This window comes from Metasolibacillus sp. (assembly GCF_025291715.1).
In the GTDB taxonomy this organism is placed as follows: domain Bacteria; phylum Bacillota; class Bacilli; order Bacillales_A; family Planococcaceae; genus Metasolibacillus; species Metasolibacillus louembei.
In genome coordinates, this window is the sequence record NZ_JAMBIZ010000002.1 from 1 (window position 1) to 15,415 (window position 15,415).

General features: G+C 38.0%; 13 protein-coding genes. 1 reads left to right on the top strand and 12 read right to left on the bottom strand.

Annotation, left to right across the window (positions count from 1 at the left end; all coding sequences use genetic code 11):
* Window positions 1-125 precede the first annotated feature (125 nt).
* From acnA to M3Z76_RS01705, 3 genes are all read right to left on the bottom strand, one after another.
* Entirely contained in the window at window positions 126-2,831 is a 2,706-nt protein-coding gene (gene acnA / locus M3Z76_RS01695) for an aconitate hydratase AcnA (protein WP_293920354.1), read from the bottom strand.
* A 144-nt stretch (window positions 2,832-2,975) separates the two neighbouring features.
* Window positions 2,976-3,593, bottom strand: coding sequence for a hypothetical protein (locus M3Z76_RS01700; protein WP_293920357.1), 618 nt, complete (start codon window positions 3,591-3,593; stop codon window positions 2,976-2,978).
* A gap of 41 nt (window positions 3,594-3,634) precedes the next feature.
* A complete protein-coding gene (locus M3Z76_RS01705) occupies window positions 3,635-4,465 on the bottom strand; it encodes a DUF2785 domain-containing protein (RefSeq protein ID WP_293920360.1) in 831 nt (276 codons plus the stop codon).
* A 254-nt stretch (window positions 4,466-4,719) separates the two neighbouring features.
* On the opposite strand from M3Z76_RS01705, the gene M3Z76_RS01710 reads away from it, so the two are divergent.
* Window positions 4,720-6,591 carry a right-handed parallel beta-helix repeat-containing protein gene (locus tag M3Z76_RS01710; RefSeq protein ID WP_293920363.1) on the top strand — a complete coding sequence of 624 codons (1,872 nt, stop codon included), beginning with the start codon at window positions 4,720-4,722 and terminating at the stop codon, window positions 6,589-6,591.
* Between the two features lie 93 nt (window positions 6,592-6,684).
* On the opposite strand, the gene M3Z76_RS01715 is transcribed toward M3Z76_RS01710, so the two are convergent.
* The 9 genes from M3Z76_RS01715 to yfkAB all read right to left on the bottom strand — a co-directional run bounded on the left by M3Z76_RS01715 (window position 6,685) and on the right by yfkAB (window position 15,387).
* On the bottom strand, window positions 6,685-7,032 hold the full coding sequence (locus M3Z76_RS01715) for a hypothetical protein (RefSeq protein ID WP_293920365.1): 348 nt from the start codon (window positions 7,030-7,032) through the stop codon (window positions 6,685-6,687).
* A gap of 146 nt (window positions 7,033-7,178) precedes the next feature.
* Window positions 7,179-8,621, bottom strand: coding sequence for a DHA2 family efflux MFS transporter permease subunit (locus M3Z76_RS01720; RefSeq protein ID WP_293920366.1), 1,443 nt, complete (start codon window positions 8,619-8,621; stop codon window positions 7,179-7,181).
* A gap of 376 nt (window positions 8,622-8,997) precedes the next feature.
* Window positions 8,998-10,677, bottom strand: a complete 1,680-nt coding sequence (locus tag M3Z76_RS01725) for a DUF6138 family protein (RefSeq protein WP_293920367.1) — start codon at window positions 10,675-10,677, stop codon at window positions 8,998-9,000.
* A 97-nt stretch (window positions 10,678-10,774) separates the two neighbouring features.
* The gene (locus tag M3Z76_RS01730; RefSeq protein WP_293920369.1) at window positions 10,775-11,632 is read right to left on the bottom strand and encodes a YwqG family protein; all 858 of its coding nucleotides are present in this window, start codon (window positions 11,630-11,632) and stop codon (window positions 10,775-10,777) included.
* 21 nt (window positions 11,633-11,653) lie between these two features.
* Entirely contained in the window at window positions 11,654-12,490 is an 837-nt protein-coding gene (locus M3Z76_RS01735) for a CbrC family protein (RefSeq protein WP_293920372.1), read from the bottom strand.
* Entirely contained in the window at window positions 12,487-13,227 is a 741-nt protein-coding gene (locus M3Z76_RS01740) for a WGR domain-containing protein (RefSeq protein ID WP_293920374.1), read from the bottom strand. The genes M3Z76_RS01735 and M3Z76_RS01740 overlap by 4 nt, the downstream gene beginning before the upstream one ends.
* Window positions 13,228-13,361: 134 nt before the next feature.
* Window positions 13,362-13,796: a hypothetical protein gene (locus M3Z76_RS01745; protein ID WP_293920375.1), complete on the bottom strand. Its 435-nt coding sequence runs from the start codon at window positions 13,794-13,796 to the stop codon at window positions 13,362-13,364.
* An 84-nt stretch (window positions 13,797-13,880) separates the two neighbouring features.
* Window positions 13,881-14,273, bottom strand: coding sequence for a nucleoside deaminase (locus M3Z76_RS01750; RefSeq protein WP_293920376.1), 393 nt, complete (start codon window positions 14,271-14,273; stop codon window positions 13,881-13,883).
* Window positions 14,266-15,387 carry a radical SAM/CxCxxxxC motif protein YfkAB gene (gene yfkAB / locus M3Z76_RS01755; protein WP_293920378.1) on the bottom strand — a complete coding sequence of 374 codons (1,122 nt, stop codon included), beginning with the start codon at window positions 15,385-15,387 and terminating at the stop codon, window positions 14,266-14,268. The genes M3Z76_RS01750 and yfkAB overlap by 8 nt, the downstream gene beginning before the upstream one ends.
* Window positions 15,388-15,415: the final 28 nt, after the last annotated feature.

The window sequence follows — 15,415 nt, forward strand, 5'->3', positions numbered from 1 at the left end:
CTCTTGGCTAACCTCTACTTCTGTCTTCGGGGTTCGGGACTTGCACCCTATAGTTCATGCGCATGCTGGGCGCACATGAAAAAGTGTGCCTCCAACATATTGGAGACACACTTTTAATTTTGCTATTATTCAGCTGCTTTCGCACGTAATACCATTTGTAGGATACCACCGTGACGGTAGTAATCTACTTCTACTTCTGAATCAAAGCGAGCTAATACGTCGAATGTTTTCACAGTGCCATCTGGAGATGTCGCTGTCACTGTTAAAATATCACGTGGTTTTACCGCGTCTGTAATGTTAACAGAGATTGTTTCTTCACCAGTTAAGCCTAATGAATCAGCAGACTCACCATTTAAATATTGTAATGGTAATACGCCCATCATTACTAAGTTTGAACGGTGAATACGCTCATAGCTTTGTGCGATAACTGTTTTCACGCCAAGTAAGAATGTACCTTTCGCTGCCCAGTCACGAGAAGAACCCATACCGTAGTCATTACCAGCAAGTACGACTAAGCCAGTACCTTGCTCTTGGTATTTCATACATGCATCATAAATGTATTCCACTTCGCCTGTTGGCCAGTAAGTAGTGAAGCCACCTTCTGTACCTGGAGCGATTTGGTTACGGATACGGATGTTTGCAAACGTACCACGCATCATTACTTCATGGTTACCACGACGAGAGCCGTAAGAGTTGAAGTCGCGAATTGCCACACCGTTTTCGATTAAATATTTACCTGCTGGTGTATCTTTACCGATTGCACCTGCTGGAGAAATATGGTCAGTTGTAATTGAATCACCGAATTTCGCCATCACACGTAAGTTATCAAGACCTTGGATTGCACCTGGCTCTTTCGATAAACCTGTGAAGAATGGTGGGTTTTGAATATACGTTGATTTGTCATCAAATGTATATAATGATTCAGTTGAAGTTTCAATTGCATTCCAAGCTTCATTCGCTGTGAACACTGTTTCGTATTCTTTTTGGAATAGTTCACGTGTTACAACTTGGCTTAATACTGCATTTACTTCTTCAGTTGATGGCCAGATATCTGCGAAGAATACATCATTGCCGTTTTTGTCTGTTGCAATTGCATCTTTTTGTAAGTCGATATCAACTGTACCAGCTAATGCATAAGCAACTACTAATGGTGGTGACGCTAGGAAGTTCGCTTTTACTAATGGATGTACACGACCTTCAAAGTTACGGTTACCAGAAAGTACAGATGTTACGAATAAATCATTGTCTTTAATTGCATCTTCGATTTCTGGTAATAATGGACCAGAGTTACCGATACATGTTGTACAGCCATAACCAACTGTGTTAAAGCCAATTTCATCAAAGTACTTTTGTAAGCCAGAAGCTTCTAAGTAACCTGTTACTACTTTAGAACCTGGTGCTAAAGATGTTTTTACCCATTTCGCAGGCTTGATGCCTTTTTCTACCGCTTTTTTCGCTACTAAACCAGCTGCGATTAAAACGTATGGATTTGATGTATTCGTACAAGATGTGATCGCAGCGATTGCTACAGCACCTGTTGGAATTTCTACATCGCCTTCTGCAAATTTCGCTACAGAAGTTTTAGCAAACTCGTCTTCTGTTAAACCGAAGCCTTGTGTACCTTGTGGTGCTACAACAGAACCACGGTATGTTTCCTTCATTTTTGATAAAGGAATTAAATCTTGTGGACGTTTAGGACCTGATAGGTTTGGCTCGATATCTGCTAAGTTTAGCTCGATTACATCTGTGTAAACTGGCTCTAACTCAGGTTTGAACCACATATCATTCGCTTTTAAGTAGCCTTCAACAACCGCGATATGTTCTTCATCACGACCTGTTAAACGCATATAGTTTAATGATTCGTCATCGATTGCGAAGAAACCACATGTTGCACCGTATTCTGGTGCCATGTTTGAAATTGTTGCACGGTCAGCTAATGGTAATTTCGTAATACCAGGGCCGAAGAACTCAACGAATTTCCCTACTACGCCGCGTTGACGTAATACTTGTGTTACTTTTAATGCTAAGTCAGTTGCTGTTGCACCGTTTGGTAGCTCCCCAACTAATTTCACACCGATAACTTCTGGAATTGGGAAGTATGACGGTTGACCAAGCATACCTGCTTCTGCTTCAATACCACCTACACCCCATCCAAGAACGCCAAGACCGTTGATCATTGTTGTATGAGAGTCAGTACCTACTACTGAATCTGGGTATGTTTCGAATGTGCCATCTGCATTTTCTTTCACGTGCACAACTGGCGCCAAGTACTCTAAGTTTACTTGGTGAACAATCCCTGTTGCTGGTGGTACAGCACGGAAGTTGTCATATGCAGTTTGTGCCCATTTTAAGAAATTGTAACGCTCAGCATTACGCTCGAATTCTAAATCCATGTTTGCTTGTAATGCAGCAGCATTACCGTATTTGTCAACTTGTACTGAGTGGTCAATTACAAGGTCAACTGGAATCGCTGGGTTAATTTTAGCTGGATCGCCGCCCATTTCTTTCATCGCTGAACGTAATGAAGCTAAATCAACTACTACAGGTACACCAGTGAAGTCTTGTAATACTACACGTGATGGCTTGAATGGTACTTCAGCTTCTGTATTAGCATCTTTACCCCATTTAGCTAATTCATTTACGTGCTCTTCTTTAATTACATAGTTGTCATATTGACGTAAAACAGATTCTAATAATACTTTAATTGAATAAGGAAGGCGTGAAACGTTTGCAATACCGGCTTCTTCAATTGCAGCTAAACGGTAGTAGTTATATGTCTTACCATTTACTTCAAATGAAGCGCGGCTGTTGTGTAAATTCTCTTGTGCCATTTTTATTCCCCCTATATTTTCTTTTGAAAAGATTATTTATGGTAAAGCTTCTTTTCTCCAATTCTTATGATAGCTTACTTTGATACATAAGTAAATTACATTAATATTATGTTTTGCGATAAGTTTTTTTTATGACTATAGCCATTAGCATAATTTCATATAATGCATTTCTAAATAATTACAGGAATCTTCCACATCATAAAAAAGCTTAAAAAGCTGCTTTGCTTTCCCCATAGCATTTGTTAGACAGTAATCAAGCTCTAATGCTAAATCTGAGTTATTGGTCATTTGCTCTAACAAGACAGATTTCATCTTTACAAGCATATACTCTTGTCCTTGTTGTATACTCGTCAATAACATGGAAATGATTTGAAACTCATCTTTTTTTATATAAATATTTTGCTTATACCAATCAAGTACTTCCAATGTGATGGTCACTGCAGCAATAAAAGTGTACATTTCATTATGCATAACTTCATACTTATAGTGCTTCATGAGCGGGCGCTTCAGTAATTCTTGAAAAAGTACACTTGTCGGATTAGAAACCTTGCTTTTGTTAGGACAAACATGCAGTTTTGTGTTTTCTGTCGAGAAAAATAGCCAATTATTGAATATCATGCGCCATTCCACATTCTCTGTAGGTTGATGTTCTAATAAAGGTAATAAATATTGAAAGGTATCATATACTTGAAAAAACTGATCGATTTGTCCCTCTTCAATCGAAAAAATTGTATGATATTTTTGAATAGATTTACGTTCCATCTGGCACATCCTTTCTCTTTCGAAATATGCTTGTTTTCGCATTATAGTTTTGTCCATTTCCCAATAAAAATCGAAACAACGCCTTGTAATTGCGGCATTTTATGCGAAAACTTCAATGTGAAGTACAATGCACGCATAAAACGTAAAACATTCATTCTTGCATCAAAAAACTGCATCGTATAGCCTTCATTCTCACGCTGTAAAGCTAGCTTATCAAACACCTGTTCAACCCATTCAATACATACTTCTTCTGGGAAGTCAGTTTTTACTAGCTGCTCAAAAATTTGTGCTAAGCGATCTTCCTCTTCATTTGCATAAACGGTTCCTTTCCAAAATGTCACTTTGATGCCTTGTAAAAGAACAGGTACTAATTGTGGTTGGAAATGCGGATGAGTTATCATCATTGCAAATAAATCTGCTCCATGTGCGACACTGTGTGCCCAGCCTTGCCCCTCAACAAAGCCACGTACATCCTGTTCCCTCTCTAAATAACGGCTTGCTTCTGTCATAACAAATTGCGCCTCCTCAGGCGTTAAAAAGGAAAGTTGGCCATCGTAATACAATAAATAAACAAGCCAAAGCGCTGAAAATGAACGTGTAAACACACTATCTGCATCGCCATTTGCAATGTTTTTAAATAGGTAGTCTTTCGTTGGCAACAGGAGTGCTGTACGTGCAAGTTGTTCCGTTAAAAAAAGCCCCTCTGTCATCAGTTCACCAAAAAGGCGATAAACAATTTTGTCGTGATGCTCTTCGTTTGCACTGCCAATATGCTGCAATAACTCCGTTAGTACTTCCTCCCTATGCGTTTGCATATATTGTTCTCTCTGCAAGGAATCCATTTGCAGCAATGCTTCATAGATTGTTGTCATATTGCGCCTCCATGTATATCTACTTCTATTTTAATAGATACCTAATTATTTTCATAGTTCAAATTAAATAAATTTTTGAATTTTTAGATTTTTATCCACTATTTCCCTTAGTTCAATAATGTTTTTTTATTACGAAAGTAATGTGTACTTAACAAGCAGGTATATTGAAATATTTTTCGTCATTCATATGAAAAATTTTTACTATTTTTGGTTACACTAACAAGGAAAATATATTGAAATGAGGTTTCCTTGCTATGCTACATAAAGTATCTGCTTCTAAATTTTCTTTTTATCAAACATTATCAACTGCATTAAAAAGAGCACAACATAACGATTGTCTTCAGTTAATGCCTGGTCAATACCATATGCCTTTATTCTTTCAGCAATCACTAAGATTGAAAGGGAAAAAAGCAACAATTACTGGCTCTATAACGGTTCCCAAAGGCGTAATAGTGCATTTTGAACATATAACGTTTCAGCAAAACAGCCAAATTCTAATTGAGGGAACTGCCCTATTTCATCAATGCCACTTTATAGAAACTGAAACAATCACAGCTAATTGCGGGCAGCTAAAAATGACTGCCTGTACCATTACAAATGCACCTATTTCCATAACAAATAACAGCGATGCCATGCTAAACAATTGTCACTTTTCAACATGTCACACGTCATCTATTATAATAACTCATGCACAAATCGAACTTGTTGATTGCCATTTTGAAGATGCCTTACATGCTGTTGTGTTAAAAGAGCATGCGAAAGCAAACATTATACAGTGCCATTTTACGAAGCAACGCCATATCCAATTGCTAGTTCAAAATAATAGCGAATTATTTATACGTGATAGCACAATTGAAAATGGTTATACTAGTGCGCTACGCGGCGAAATGCACTGTCGAATCAAACTCCAAAACACCCTTATCCAGCATCACCTAATGACACAAATCATTCTACAGTGCTGTGCACTTCATATAGAAAAATGCAAAATTCAACATGGTAGAAAATGTGGCTTACAGCTTGTCCAATATGCAGAGGCTACAATTGACCAATGTTATTTTTTGCAAAATCACGATGCGCATATTGATAGTGCTATTCAATGCGCGTTATTTATGACAAACAGCACATTGCACGGTCCTACAAAAATTGGCATTCAGCTACAAGAAAAGTCTGTCGCCCATTTTTCTAATACAATATTCAAGCACCAGCAAGAAATTCAGCTATTGTTATCTGAAAGCGCCTATGCTTCCATTGAGCAATGTACATTTTGCACTGGACAACAAGGAATTGTCGTACAGCAACGTTCATACTGCACATTGCTTGATAGCACCGTTAGCAATCACCAGCAAGCTGCCATCGCGATTTATGATAGTGAATTTATTGCACTTAACAACCAAATTATAAGAAATAATGGATATGGCTTAACTGCACAGCACGAAGCGGCGGTTATGTTAGAAAACAACCGCTTTTCAGACAATGAGCTATCTCATATTATGGCAACAGAAAAAACAAATATTACAATTCACAAAAGTAAATTCATTCGTGGCAAAGGTATGTATATTGCGGACTCCTCTTTATTATATATGACCGAAAGTGCAATTTATGACGGAAATGATGCACAAATTACAGGAAATAATTCGACAAAAATTTATATTGTCGAATCAAAGCTATATAACGGGCGCTGTGAGTCCATTAAAGCAAGCAATAATTGCTTCATTCATATAATGCGTAGCACTATATCCGCACATCCTTTACAACAAATTGTGATGAATCACAGTTCGCTTGTTCTATTGGATAGCCTTGTTGAAAAGGGGCTACAAAATGCGATTGCTCTTAGTAATTATTGCGATGCACGTATTGAGAAATGTCAAATATTGCAACATCGAGATACACAGTTAATAGCTACTTTATATTCAGCAATTACTCTACTTAACACACAATTAACTGGTGGACATACGGTGAATGTTGATATTTCGCACCATTCAAAGGCAACTATTGAACATTGTACCTTTACAAACAATAAACAAGCTCCAAATGCACAAGCAACACAATTTTCTGAAATGTCCATTGAACAATCCACAATGAATAATTATTTACAAATTGATGAAAAGAAAGAACGAGGTTGCTAATAAAGCATGCTAGGAACAATGGTCGAGAGTATGGCAGAACCTTGTCATGACAACACAGCTACCCAGAAATATAATATTTTTCGGACTACTATATTATTCAACATGCTTCAATCGATTAATAGCACGCTCATGTGCATTTGTTTTTTGAAGGACTAAATCAAAATCAGATTCCAGTAAACGAAGGTTGCGATCTATTTGGCTGAAATGCTTGATAGTGGTCTGTTCAAATTTATTGAGTTTCGTATTTGTTGTTCCTACGAGTTGAATCAACTGTTGAATATGATTTCCATGACGCTGTTGCTCTGTTTCAATATTCGTTATGCGGTTGTCAATTATTGTCATGCGCTCATTCATTGTTGTTGCATGGTCATCAATCATTGTTACGCGGTCATTTACCTTTTGTAACTCAGCTAAAATCAAATCCAATTTTTGTTCACTCAATTGCAAGCCCTTCTTACTAAAATGAATTATTGTAATCAGTATAGCATGCCTTTACTTATTTGTTAACATAAAAAGAACAAATGTTCTTAAAAATAGGTTTTCAGCAATAACAAAGGCGCTACGATGCAATATCGTAACGCCTTTGGCTATAACTGCGATTTTGATTTTGTTGCGATAAAAAATGAAAAAATAAATGTGCAGACAGCAAAAATGAATGCTGCTATGTAAATATAGCTAATGCCACTTGCAATCGTTTCCTTCAAGAAACCTACTTCTTCTATACTAAAGCCGCCCTTCGCAAATTCGCCGTTTAGTTGAATCTCACCTTTTCCTAATGATGCCATTTTTTCACTTGTTACCAAATTGAAAATCATTCCGAAAAATGCAGCACCAACAGCTTGGCTAAATGTATTTGTAAAGGAATTTAGCCCAATAGAGGTACCGAGTTGCTTCGGATCTGCTACCTTTTGAATGGAAATCATAAGCATTGGCATAATAAAGCCCATACCTAAACCAATTAAAGAGGAGCCAATGTAAACATTGAAATCACTCGAGCTATCCGATAAGCTTGCAAGCAACACCGTTCCTGTAATTAAGAGGATTGTCCCCATTTGAATAATACGCTTATTCGTTAAGCGACCAATTAAATGACCTGCCATAATCGAATTCACTGTCCAAAAAATAGACATCGGTGTTAATAATAACCCTGCTTGTGTTGCATTTTTGCCGAGCACGCTCTGTGCGAATATCGGAATATAAACCGTTACACCAATAACAATGGACATCGCACATAATGTTAAACCGTTAATAATCATTAAGCGACCGTTTTTAAACAATGTTAACGGAATAATTGGCTCCTCTGCCTTTAGCTCTACTCGAACAAAAATCGCTAAAAAGACAAGTGCTACTACATACATTATCAAGGATTGGCTTGATAACCACGCCTGCGTTTTACTGTTATCAATAATAACATATAGCAGCGCCACCATTCCGACTGTAAATAATACTGCACCTAAATAATCAATTTTTTGCTTTACTGCCTCCACTTGCTCGCTATAATGCTTCGCAATTAAATAAATAGAAGCTAAGCCGAATGGTACATTAATGAAGAAAATAAAATGCCATGATACTTGGTCAACGATAAAGCCACCACATAAAGGGCCAACTACACCTGATACGCCCCATACCATGCTTAAATAGCTTTGTCCTTTTGCTCGTTCTTTCTCTGTTTTGAATAGTTCCCCTACCATCGTCAAAGTGATAGGTAATATTGAACCTGCCCCGATTCCTTGAATCGCACGGAATACAATTAATTGCTCCATCGTTTGTGCTAGGCCACATAAAATCGAACCTACTAAGAAAATAATAATACCGATAATAATCATTCGTTTACGCCCGAATAAGTCAGCGAGCTTGCCAAAAATAATTGCTGCAATGGCGGATGCCAATAAATAGGCGGAATAAATCCAACTAATTAAATCAACGCCTAGCAAATCAGCAGTAATGCTTGGGATTGCGGTACTCACAATGGTCCCTTCAATCGCCGCAAGTGCTGTTACGAGCAGCAATGCAATAAATACTTTATTCATGTTGTCACCTTTACCTTTCCTGCATGTCATACATTAACAATTTTAAGATGAAAAGAAAAGAAAAGAGGAAAGATGGAATTTGGTGAAAAAATCGTTTTTGGATGAAAAAGAAGAGGCGATTTTAATAATTCACTTATTACTTCACCCTACCATTTTAACAATACTTGCACCTCATCTTTGATTATCCATTTTGAAAAGCAATTAAAATACTCTTCAAGTCAATAAGAATAAGGCTACAATAGTATTTTGTCTATCATATCATGCAAGAAAAACAAACTAACGACCACTCTAGAAGTCAATATAGCTATGTGAGGAATCTCTTTACCACTTGTGGAATAAATTTATATGCATCTCACTTCGCCTCATTATGAAAGCTTTAATCGTAGTCCTCCATCCATTCTGCTAATTTTTCCAGCATTTCTTTGATGGGAGATAACGCTTGCTCAATATGCTGTGCTAGCTCTCTTGAACTACCAAAAATTTGATAAAGTACATATCCACGTTCATAGTCCTCTTTTTGCTCTAGCTGATGAATCAATTCAGCTAGTAGCTCTAGCTCATCAAACACCAAGCCTATTAATGGCTCAAGCTCTCCTTCATTAGCACTCAACAAAATATCTAGCAGTACAGGCAATGTGTCTAATGATAAGTTATGCGCTGCAAGAAATGCTTCTGCATAGCCATTTTGCACAAGCTGATGCTCACAATCAACAAGTGACATATAACGCTGCACGAGTGAGAAATACGCATCACTGTATAGCCCTAGGCCAAAGACTGCATACGTTCCAGGCATAGCCGATAACTCGCTAGGCTCTACATCCTCATACCATGCATATTCCTCCATCGCAATTTGTGCGTAGTCTGCTATCAATGGATACAAATTAGGATATGCAAGGCAATTTGCAAAAAACTGATGTAGCTCAGTTTTCGCAAGTCCCTGCATAGGTAAATAATTTTCTTGCTCACTCTCAAGCTGCAAATTATAGCCTTTGACAAAGCCCTCTTGTAGCAAACCAATGATATACTGCAGCGCTTCACGATAAGCTTCTTCCTTCTCCATAAGGATTTGGATTGTAATGATTTTCAAAATATCATTGGCTACACCTTGAAAATGTACAGTTTTGCTTGCATGCTTACAAATGCCATGCTGTAAGTAAATCGCTGCCTCTTGTGAACCAAGCTGCTGTGCCAATTCAATATATTGTTTACGTGTGTCAGGCTCTTTTGCTCCGATTTGCAGCGCAATGTAAACAAAGAATGTCAACTCCTCCTGTGTTGGCCTAAGCTCTGAATTCAATCTCCATCCTGTTGTATATTCCCCCTCCGATTCAAAGTAAATCGATAAAATATTTTTCTCCGCCCAATCTTTAAATGCCATTGTATAATCATACATCCATTGATTGAGGCGCTCTTCATTTCCACAATACTTGTCCGCTATGCGTTGCCTCAACGGTTCAATCACCACCTCATGCTGCACAAAAAAGTCTGGATTGATTAGGTGACGCGCAAAGAAAAACCCATCTTTTTCAGCAGGACGTACAGGTAAATCAGCCATTATTTTTGTTTCAATAAAAGCAGCAATTGCTTGTTTCGCTGCTGCAAGCTTCTCTTGATTGATCAGCTCTTTTTGATAGCTAATCTCACGCCCCTCATGCTCAAATTCCAATATTATTTGAAATCGATAATCAAAAAGCTTCGCATGAAATTTATTTGATTGGAAAACTCCATCCATTTTCTTACATAATGTTGAAAATAATGCTTCTATGTGGCTTATATCAGTTATCTCCCGTATGTAATCGCCCGCAGCAATCTTATACGCATCATCACTCCAGCTAAATGGCTCATGTGTATCAATCAAAATCGTACCATAGTGAGGTGTTCCCCATTGTAATTTATTCAATTTTTTCGATGTCCATTTCACTTTTACATAATGATGAACACCTAGATGAAGCTGACTCCAATCTTTTATCTGACTAATTCTATCGTTTTCCTGCTGGTAAAAATGTTCTAGCTGCTGCCATACCTCTGTCCAAAACCGTGCTATATATTGCGACAAATTCATGTCCTCCTTTTCTTCATCAAAAGCAGTTTTACATATGGATTGCCTTGCTATCCCCTATCCAAACATACCTTTAGACGTCATGACTACTAGCCTAGTAACATTGCAAGATTGTCCACACTTTATCGAAGGCTTTATTTTGGCAGTCTTGCTCGCGGATCCAGAAATAAAGCTTACCACTGTCGCCCCACATATAACCGAGATCATCCTCAGAATCAAGCTGTAATAGTAAGCGCCAATCTTTTGCTTGTGGCTCTAGCTCCTTGCGTAAAGGATGCTCGTAGCCCGTTGAATCACCACAGTATAAACCGTTTGTGACAAGTTGGCATTGTAAATACATATCCCCTTGAATCGTATTCGGGTGACCATCAATGCGATGCGTTGTCTGCTCGGTCTCCTCTTCGTCCACCCAATCAAATAAGAAGTCATTGTAGGCTTCTTCTTGCTCCTCTGTTAAAAGGTCAGTTAATATTTGACCATCAGGAGATTCCCAATCTGGTAATGTCCATTCGTTTTTAAAATGCAATATCGCGCTATCAATGCGCTCCCTTAAAATGCTAGGTTGTTCCATACGTTGGAGCTTCTCTTCGGTAAAGTGAACAACTCGAAAGCCGTCGTAGTTATTCGGGTCATAGCCCCATGGTTGCCTCTCCGCATCATAGAAAAAGGATAAGAGTCCTTTTGCAGGCAGTAAATTGCTCGAATCAAATGGCTTTATCTCTGCTAAATTCAATTGACATAAAAAATATAATGGGTGTTGATCATTTGTCTGCGGCCATATAAAATCTGTTGGTACATCTGGTGCACCACCGATTTTCGATTGACCAATTTGAATTTCATTCTCTATGGTTGGCGTGGCAATCGCCCGTATTGAATTTTTAGCGAATTGTAGGATTCGGTCTGTCACCTCACCAAGCTCAAAATCTTGCAATGCTGCACGCAGTTTTTCCATCGTCCTTATCCCCTTTACGAGTTAATCAAAATCTGAATAAAGCACGTATTGCTGGCATTCTAAACATTGGAATAAATAGCCTTGATGCGAACCATTATTGCGCAAACTAGCAGCTAGTTCTTCATGGCTGTAGTCATCATAATGTGTTAACTCCTCTGTAATGCCCATCGCTACAAGCTCATCCCAGCCAACATAGTTAATAAATGCACAGTAATCTGTGCAATGGGCAAGCCAATTATTACCTTGCCAGCTAGAATAGCCTGGTGTGCGGTGCAATACCTCATTTGTATAGTCAGCATTGTTAACAAGCTCTGGATTGAGTAAATCTTGCTGAAATTCGCCATCAAATTTTTTAGCTGCACGTCCACTATGAATACAGCTTGGGCATAAATATTCAACTTCCTCAATTGCGTATATCCCACCTTTATAATAAATATCGACTTCCTGTTCACAGCAATCACAAACAACGATTTCACCTGTTTCGAAAATATTTGCTTGCATTGGGTTTGGCATATATTTAAACATTGGTAAAGGGGTATTCAGCTTAGCTTCCTCTCGAATGACACGCGGTAATAAAGGTGTCACATTTTGTGGGTTGTCAATCCAATAGCGAATGGCACCATATTTTTTCTGATCTTTTTTATTGTGCAAGTCCATAATCGATGTAAAAATTTTGTATGCCTCATCATACATGCGCAACAGGCAATAGATTTCTACAAGCATGCGTAAATTAACCTCAGTTGGTTCGGCTTGTTTCACTTGCTCCTTTAATTCATGCATAGCATTAATCTTTTCAGCATTTGTTGCATTAAAGGATTTCCTTTGCTCTTGCCATTGTGCTATAAGATATTGTGTCATAATGATTCCTCCACAGTTGCTTCAAATGCCAATAAACCCTCATACATTGTTTGCTGTGTTTCAGTGAAAGCACTAGCTGTATACATTATCGCAAAGCGTTTTAGTGCCAATAAGGCTTTATTCTTTAATTTTGGGTCTAGCTGCCCTGTAATTTTAATTTGTGCAAACGCAGAGGAATAGGTCACCATATCACTTTGTTGCATATCTATTTCCTGTTTTTGCTTCATTTGCTCGACTTCTTCTTTATCTAATGTCGTGACAGCTATATATTGCATTCCCCATAGTTGCTCAACAATATATTGTGGAAGTGTTGAAAAGGCAATGGGGCGCTTTTTTCTAATCATTTCTTCTACTTCTGATAAAGTGTCTGAGCCTTCGTCACTACCAAAAGGAGCTTCCTCATCTCCACAATCATAATAAAAATCCTCTGTAAAATGAGCTACAAAGCGTGGATGAGATGTTTTTGGATGTGGTCCATACTCCACTGTGTCTATATAAAAACAACTTTCAAAATCAAAGGTTTCTGCTTCTTTATAGCCTTTTTTTACTTTGTTTGCAATCAGCTTTTTGGCTTCCTTTTCACAAGCTTCTAGTGAGGCATACTCCTTGACTTCATATTTCCCTATTGTTCCACTCTTGCCATAATGCACGCCGATTGCAATGTCACTGTAATCAATTGTCCAAAATTTATGTGACTTTTCATCTTGGTAAATAAAAGCTCTTCTGATTGGACTCACCCTCTCTTTAGTTTTACCCCTAAACCGAAAGTATGTTCTTTTTTAATTATAACATGTAGGTAATTTTTTGAAAACTCAATTTCCTTATGACTTTCGTACGAAAATTTATCACTGCTATATCCCTATTTTCATGCTTATTCTTCCTTGAGAAAAAGCCACATATTTTTCTCATCAAAGCCCGAAATGACACCACTTATTTCGCTATGAATAGATTGAGACGTTGACCTATTACTACAGCCTTGAATCCTACCTACCGAAAAAATCGCTCCATGTGGGTAAAAATATTGGATAACACCTGATATACGTTGACCGATAGCGTATTTTTCCTTTTCTATCTCCCATATTCGGCGAAATGGTTTCGTTGTATTGTGCCACATATGCTCAAATTGTTGAGCCGTTATTTGTTGACAATAATCATCGATATCCACTATTCCTTCCGCTAGGCAGTTATCCCTGCAGGATATTTGGACACAATCATTCACTTTTGTTATTTGACGTAATGCAAAGCCATGTTGATTTACTTCTATCCAATATTGAAAGCCTTCAAACTCTACAAAAATATATTTCATAATATACCCCTCTTTATCGTTTTTAATATTAAAAAATAACTGTTGAAAACAGCATAATAAATCATGCTCTTTCAACAGCTACTATTACAATTGTTTAATTTGCATCAATTTTCGTTCGGCTTGTGGCAGCTTTAATTCCGCATAAATCGCAGCAGATAAACCTTCTGGATGACAAGCATTTGCATAATATACTTCCGCAATATTTGTTAAGTACATTGTGCCTAAACACATTGGACAAGGCTCACCGCTTGCATACATCACCATACCTGATAGATTAAACGTTTGTAGCTTTTGGCATGCCTCCTTCACTGCAAGCGTTTCTGCATGTGCCGTTGGGTCGAATGTCGCTTCGACATTATTCACCGCAGTTGCGACCACCTCTCCATCCTTAACAAGCACCGCGCCAAAAGGCTGTTTACCTTGTGCCGCATTCTCCTCCGCTAGCTTAATTGCTTGCGCCATAAATTGCTTATGCATGTGAATAGTCTCCCTTCACTGTACCACTTGTAAATTTTTGCGTTGGGTAATACATATTTTTTACGATAATGTTGGGACCTAAGCATTTGACAGCTGGGCAATGACAGTTAATGCTTGATGAAATATTAGTGCTTAGCCATTTTGTATAAATCTCTTCTAAAGAAGCAGTTTTAATATTACCAAGCGCTGCCCCATCATCTGTAAAATCGGAAACGGATACATCGCCAGTAAAAATATTTAAATTCATACGTGATCGGCCATCTACATCATTGCGAATCGTAATATTAGATGCTTCATAAATGCGGCTTAATAGCGCTTTGTCACGCTCATCTGTACTGCATGGATAAAACGGCAATGTACCGAATAGAATCCAAATATCCTCATTGCGGAAATCTAAAATTTGATTCACTACATCACGATATTCATCCAAATTGATTACATCTAAGGCACTTGCAAAATCACTTGCGTACATCGGATGGATTTCATGACGCTTACAGAGCATTTCATTGGCAACTTCATGATGAATTTTCTCAATGAATGGTACTGTGTTACGATTGAGCATCGTTTCAGCAGATACGAACATACCGCCCTTTGATAGCTCACGTGCATTATCTAAAATATTGCGATACAGTAACGCTCTTTTTTCAATCGAAGGCTTCTGCTCCATCATCGCAAATCCTGTTTCTACAAATTCCTTTTCATCACACCAGTTATGCGAAATATGCATGACGTCTAAATAAGGTGCTACGAGCTCATAATGCGACATTGGCAATGTTAAATTAGAATTGATTTGTGTCTTTATGCCACGGCTTTTGGCGTATTTTAACAACGGCAACAGATTGTCACGAATGCCTCGCTTTGTTAACAGCGGCTCGCCTCCTGTAAAGCTCATTACACGCAACGTTTCAACGCTATCCAAGCGCTTAATAATTTCCTCGCTCGGTATTGCTGCTGCTTCCTTTGTTTGCAATGTATAACCAACTGCACAGTGGGCACAGCGCATATTACATAAGTTCGTCGTTGTGAACTCGATATTGGATAATGTTAATTTGCCATAACGGTCAATGTCATGATAGCTTTCCCATTGATCATAAGGTTTTGTCATTGTGCTCATAAAAAAACTCCCTTTCTACGTATACGAT

Coding starts and splice junctions, on each gene's coding strand:
- M3Z76_RS01710 (WP_293920363.1), top strand. CDS start 4,720: ATGCTACATAAAGTATCTGCTTCTAAATTTTCTTTTTATCAAACATTA.
- M3Z76_RS01750 (WP_293920376.1), bottom strand. CDS start 14,273: ATGCATAAGCAATTTATGGCGCAAGCAATTAAGCTAGCGGAGGAGAAT.
- M3Z76_RS01720 (WP_293920366.1), bottom strand. CDS start 8,621: ATGAATAAAGTATTTATTGCATTGCTGCTCGTAACAGCACTTGCGGCG.
- M3Z76_RS01735 (WP_293920372.1), bottom strand. CDS start 12,490: ATGACACAATATCTTATAGCACAATGGCAAGAGCAAAGGAAATCCTTT.
- M3Z76_RS01730 (WP_293920369.1), bottom strand. CDS start 11,632: ATGGAAAAACTGCGTGCAGCATTGCAAGATTTTGAGCTTGGTGAGGTG.
- acnA (WP_293920354.1), bottom strand. CDS start 2,831: ATGGCACAAGAGAATTTACACAACAGCCGCGCTTCATTTGAAGTAAAT.
- M3Z76_RS01745 (WP_293920375.1), bottom strand. CDS start 13,796: ATGAAATATATTTTTGTAGAGTTTGAAGGCTTTCAATATTGGATAGAA.
- M3Z76_RS01705 (WP_293920360.1), bottom strand. CDS start 4,465: ATGACAACAATCTATGAAGCATTGCTGCAAATGGATTCCTTGCAGAGA.
- yfkAB (WP_293920378.1), bottom strand. CDS start 15,387: ATGAGCACAATGACAAAACCTTATGATCAATGGGAAAGCTATCATGAC.
- M3Z76_RS01700 (WP_293920357.1), bottom strand. CDS start 3,593: ATGGAACGTAAATCTATTCAAAAATATCATACAATTTTTTCGATTGAA.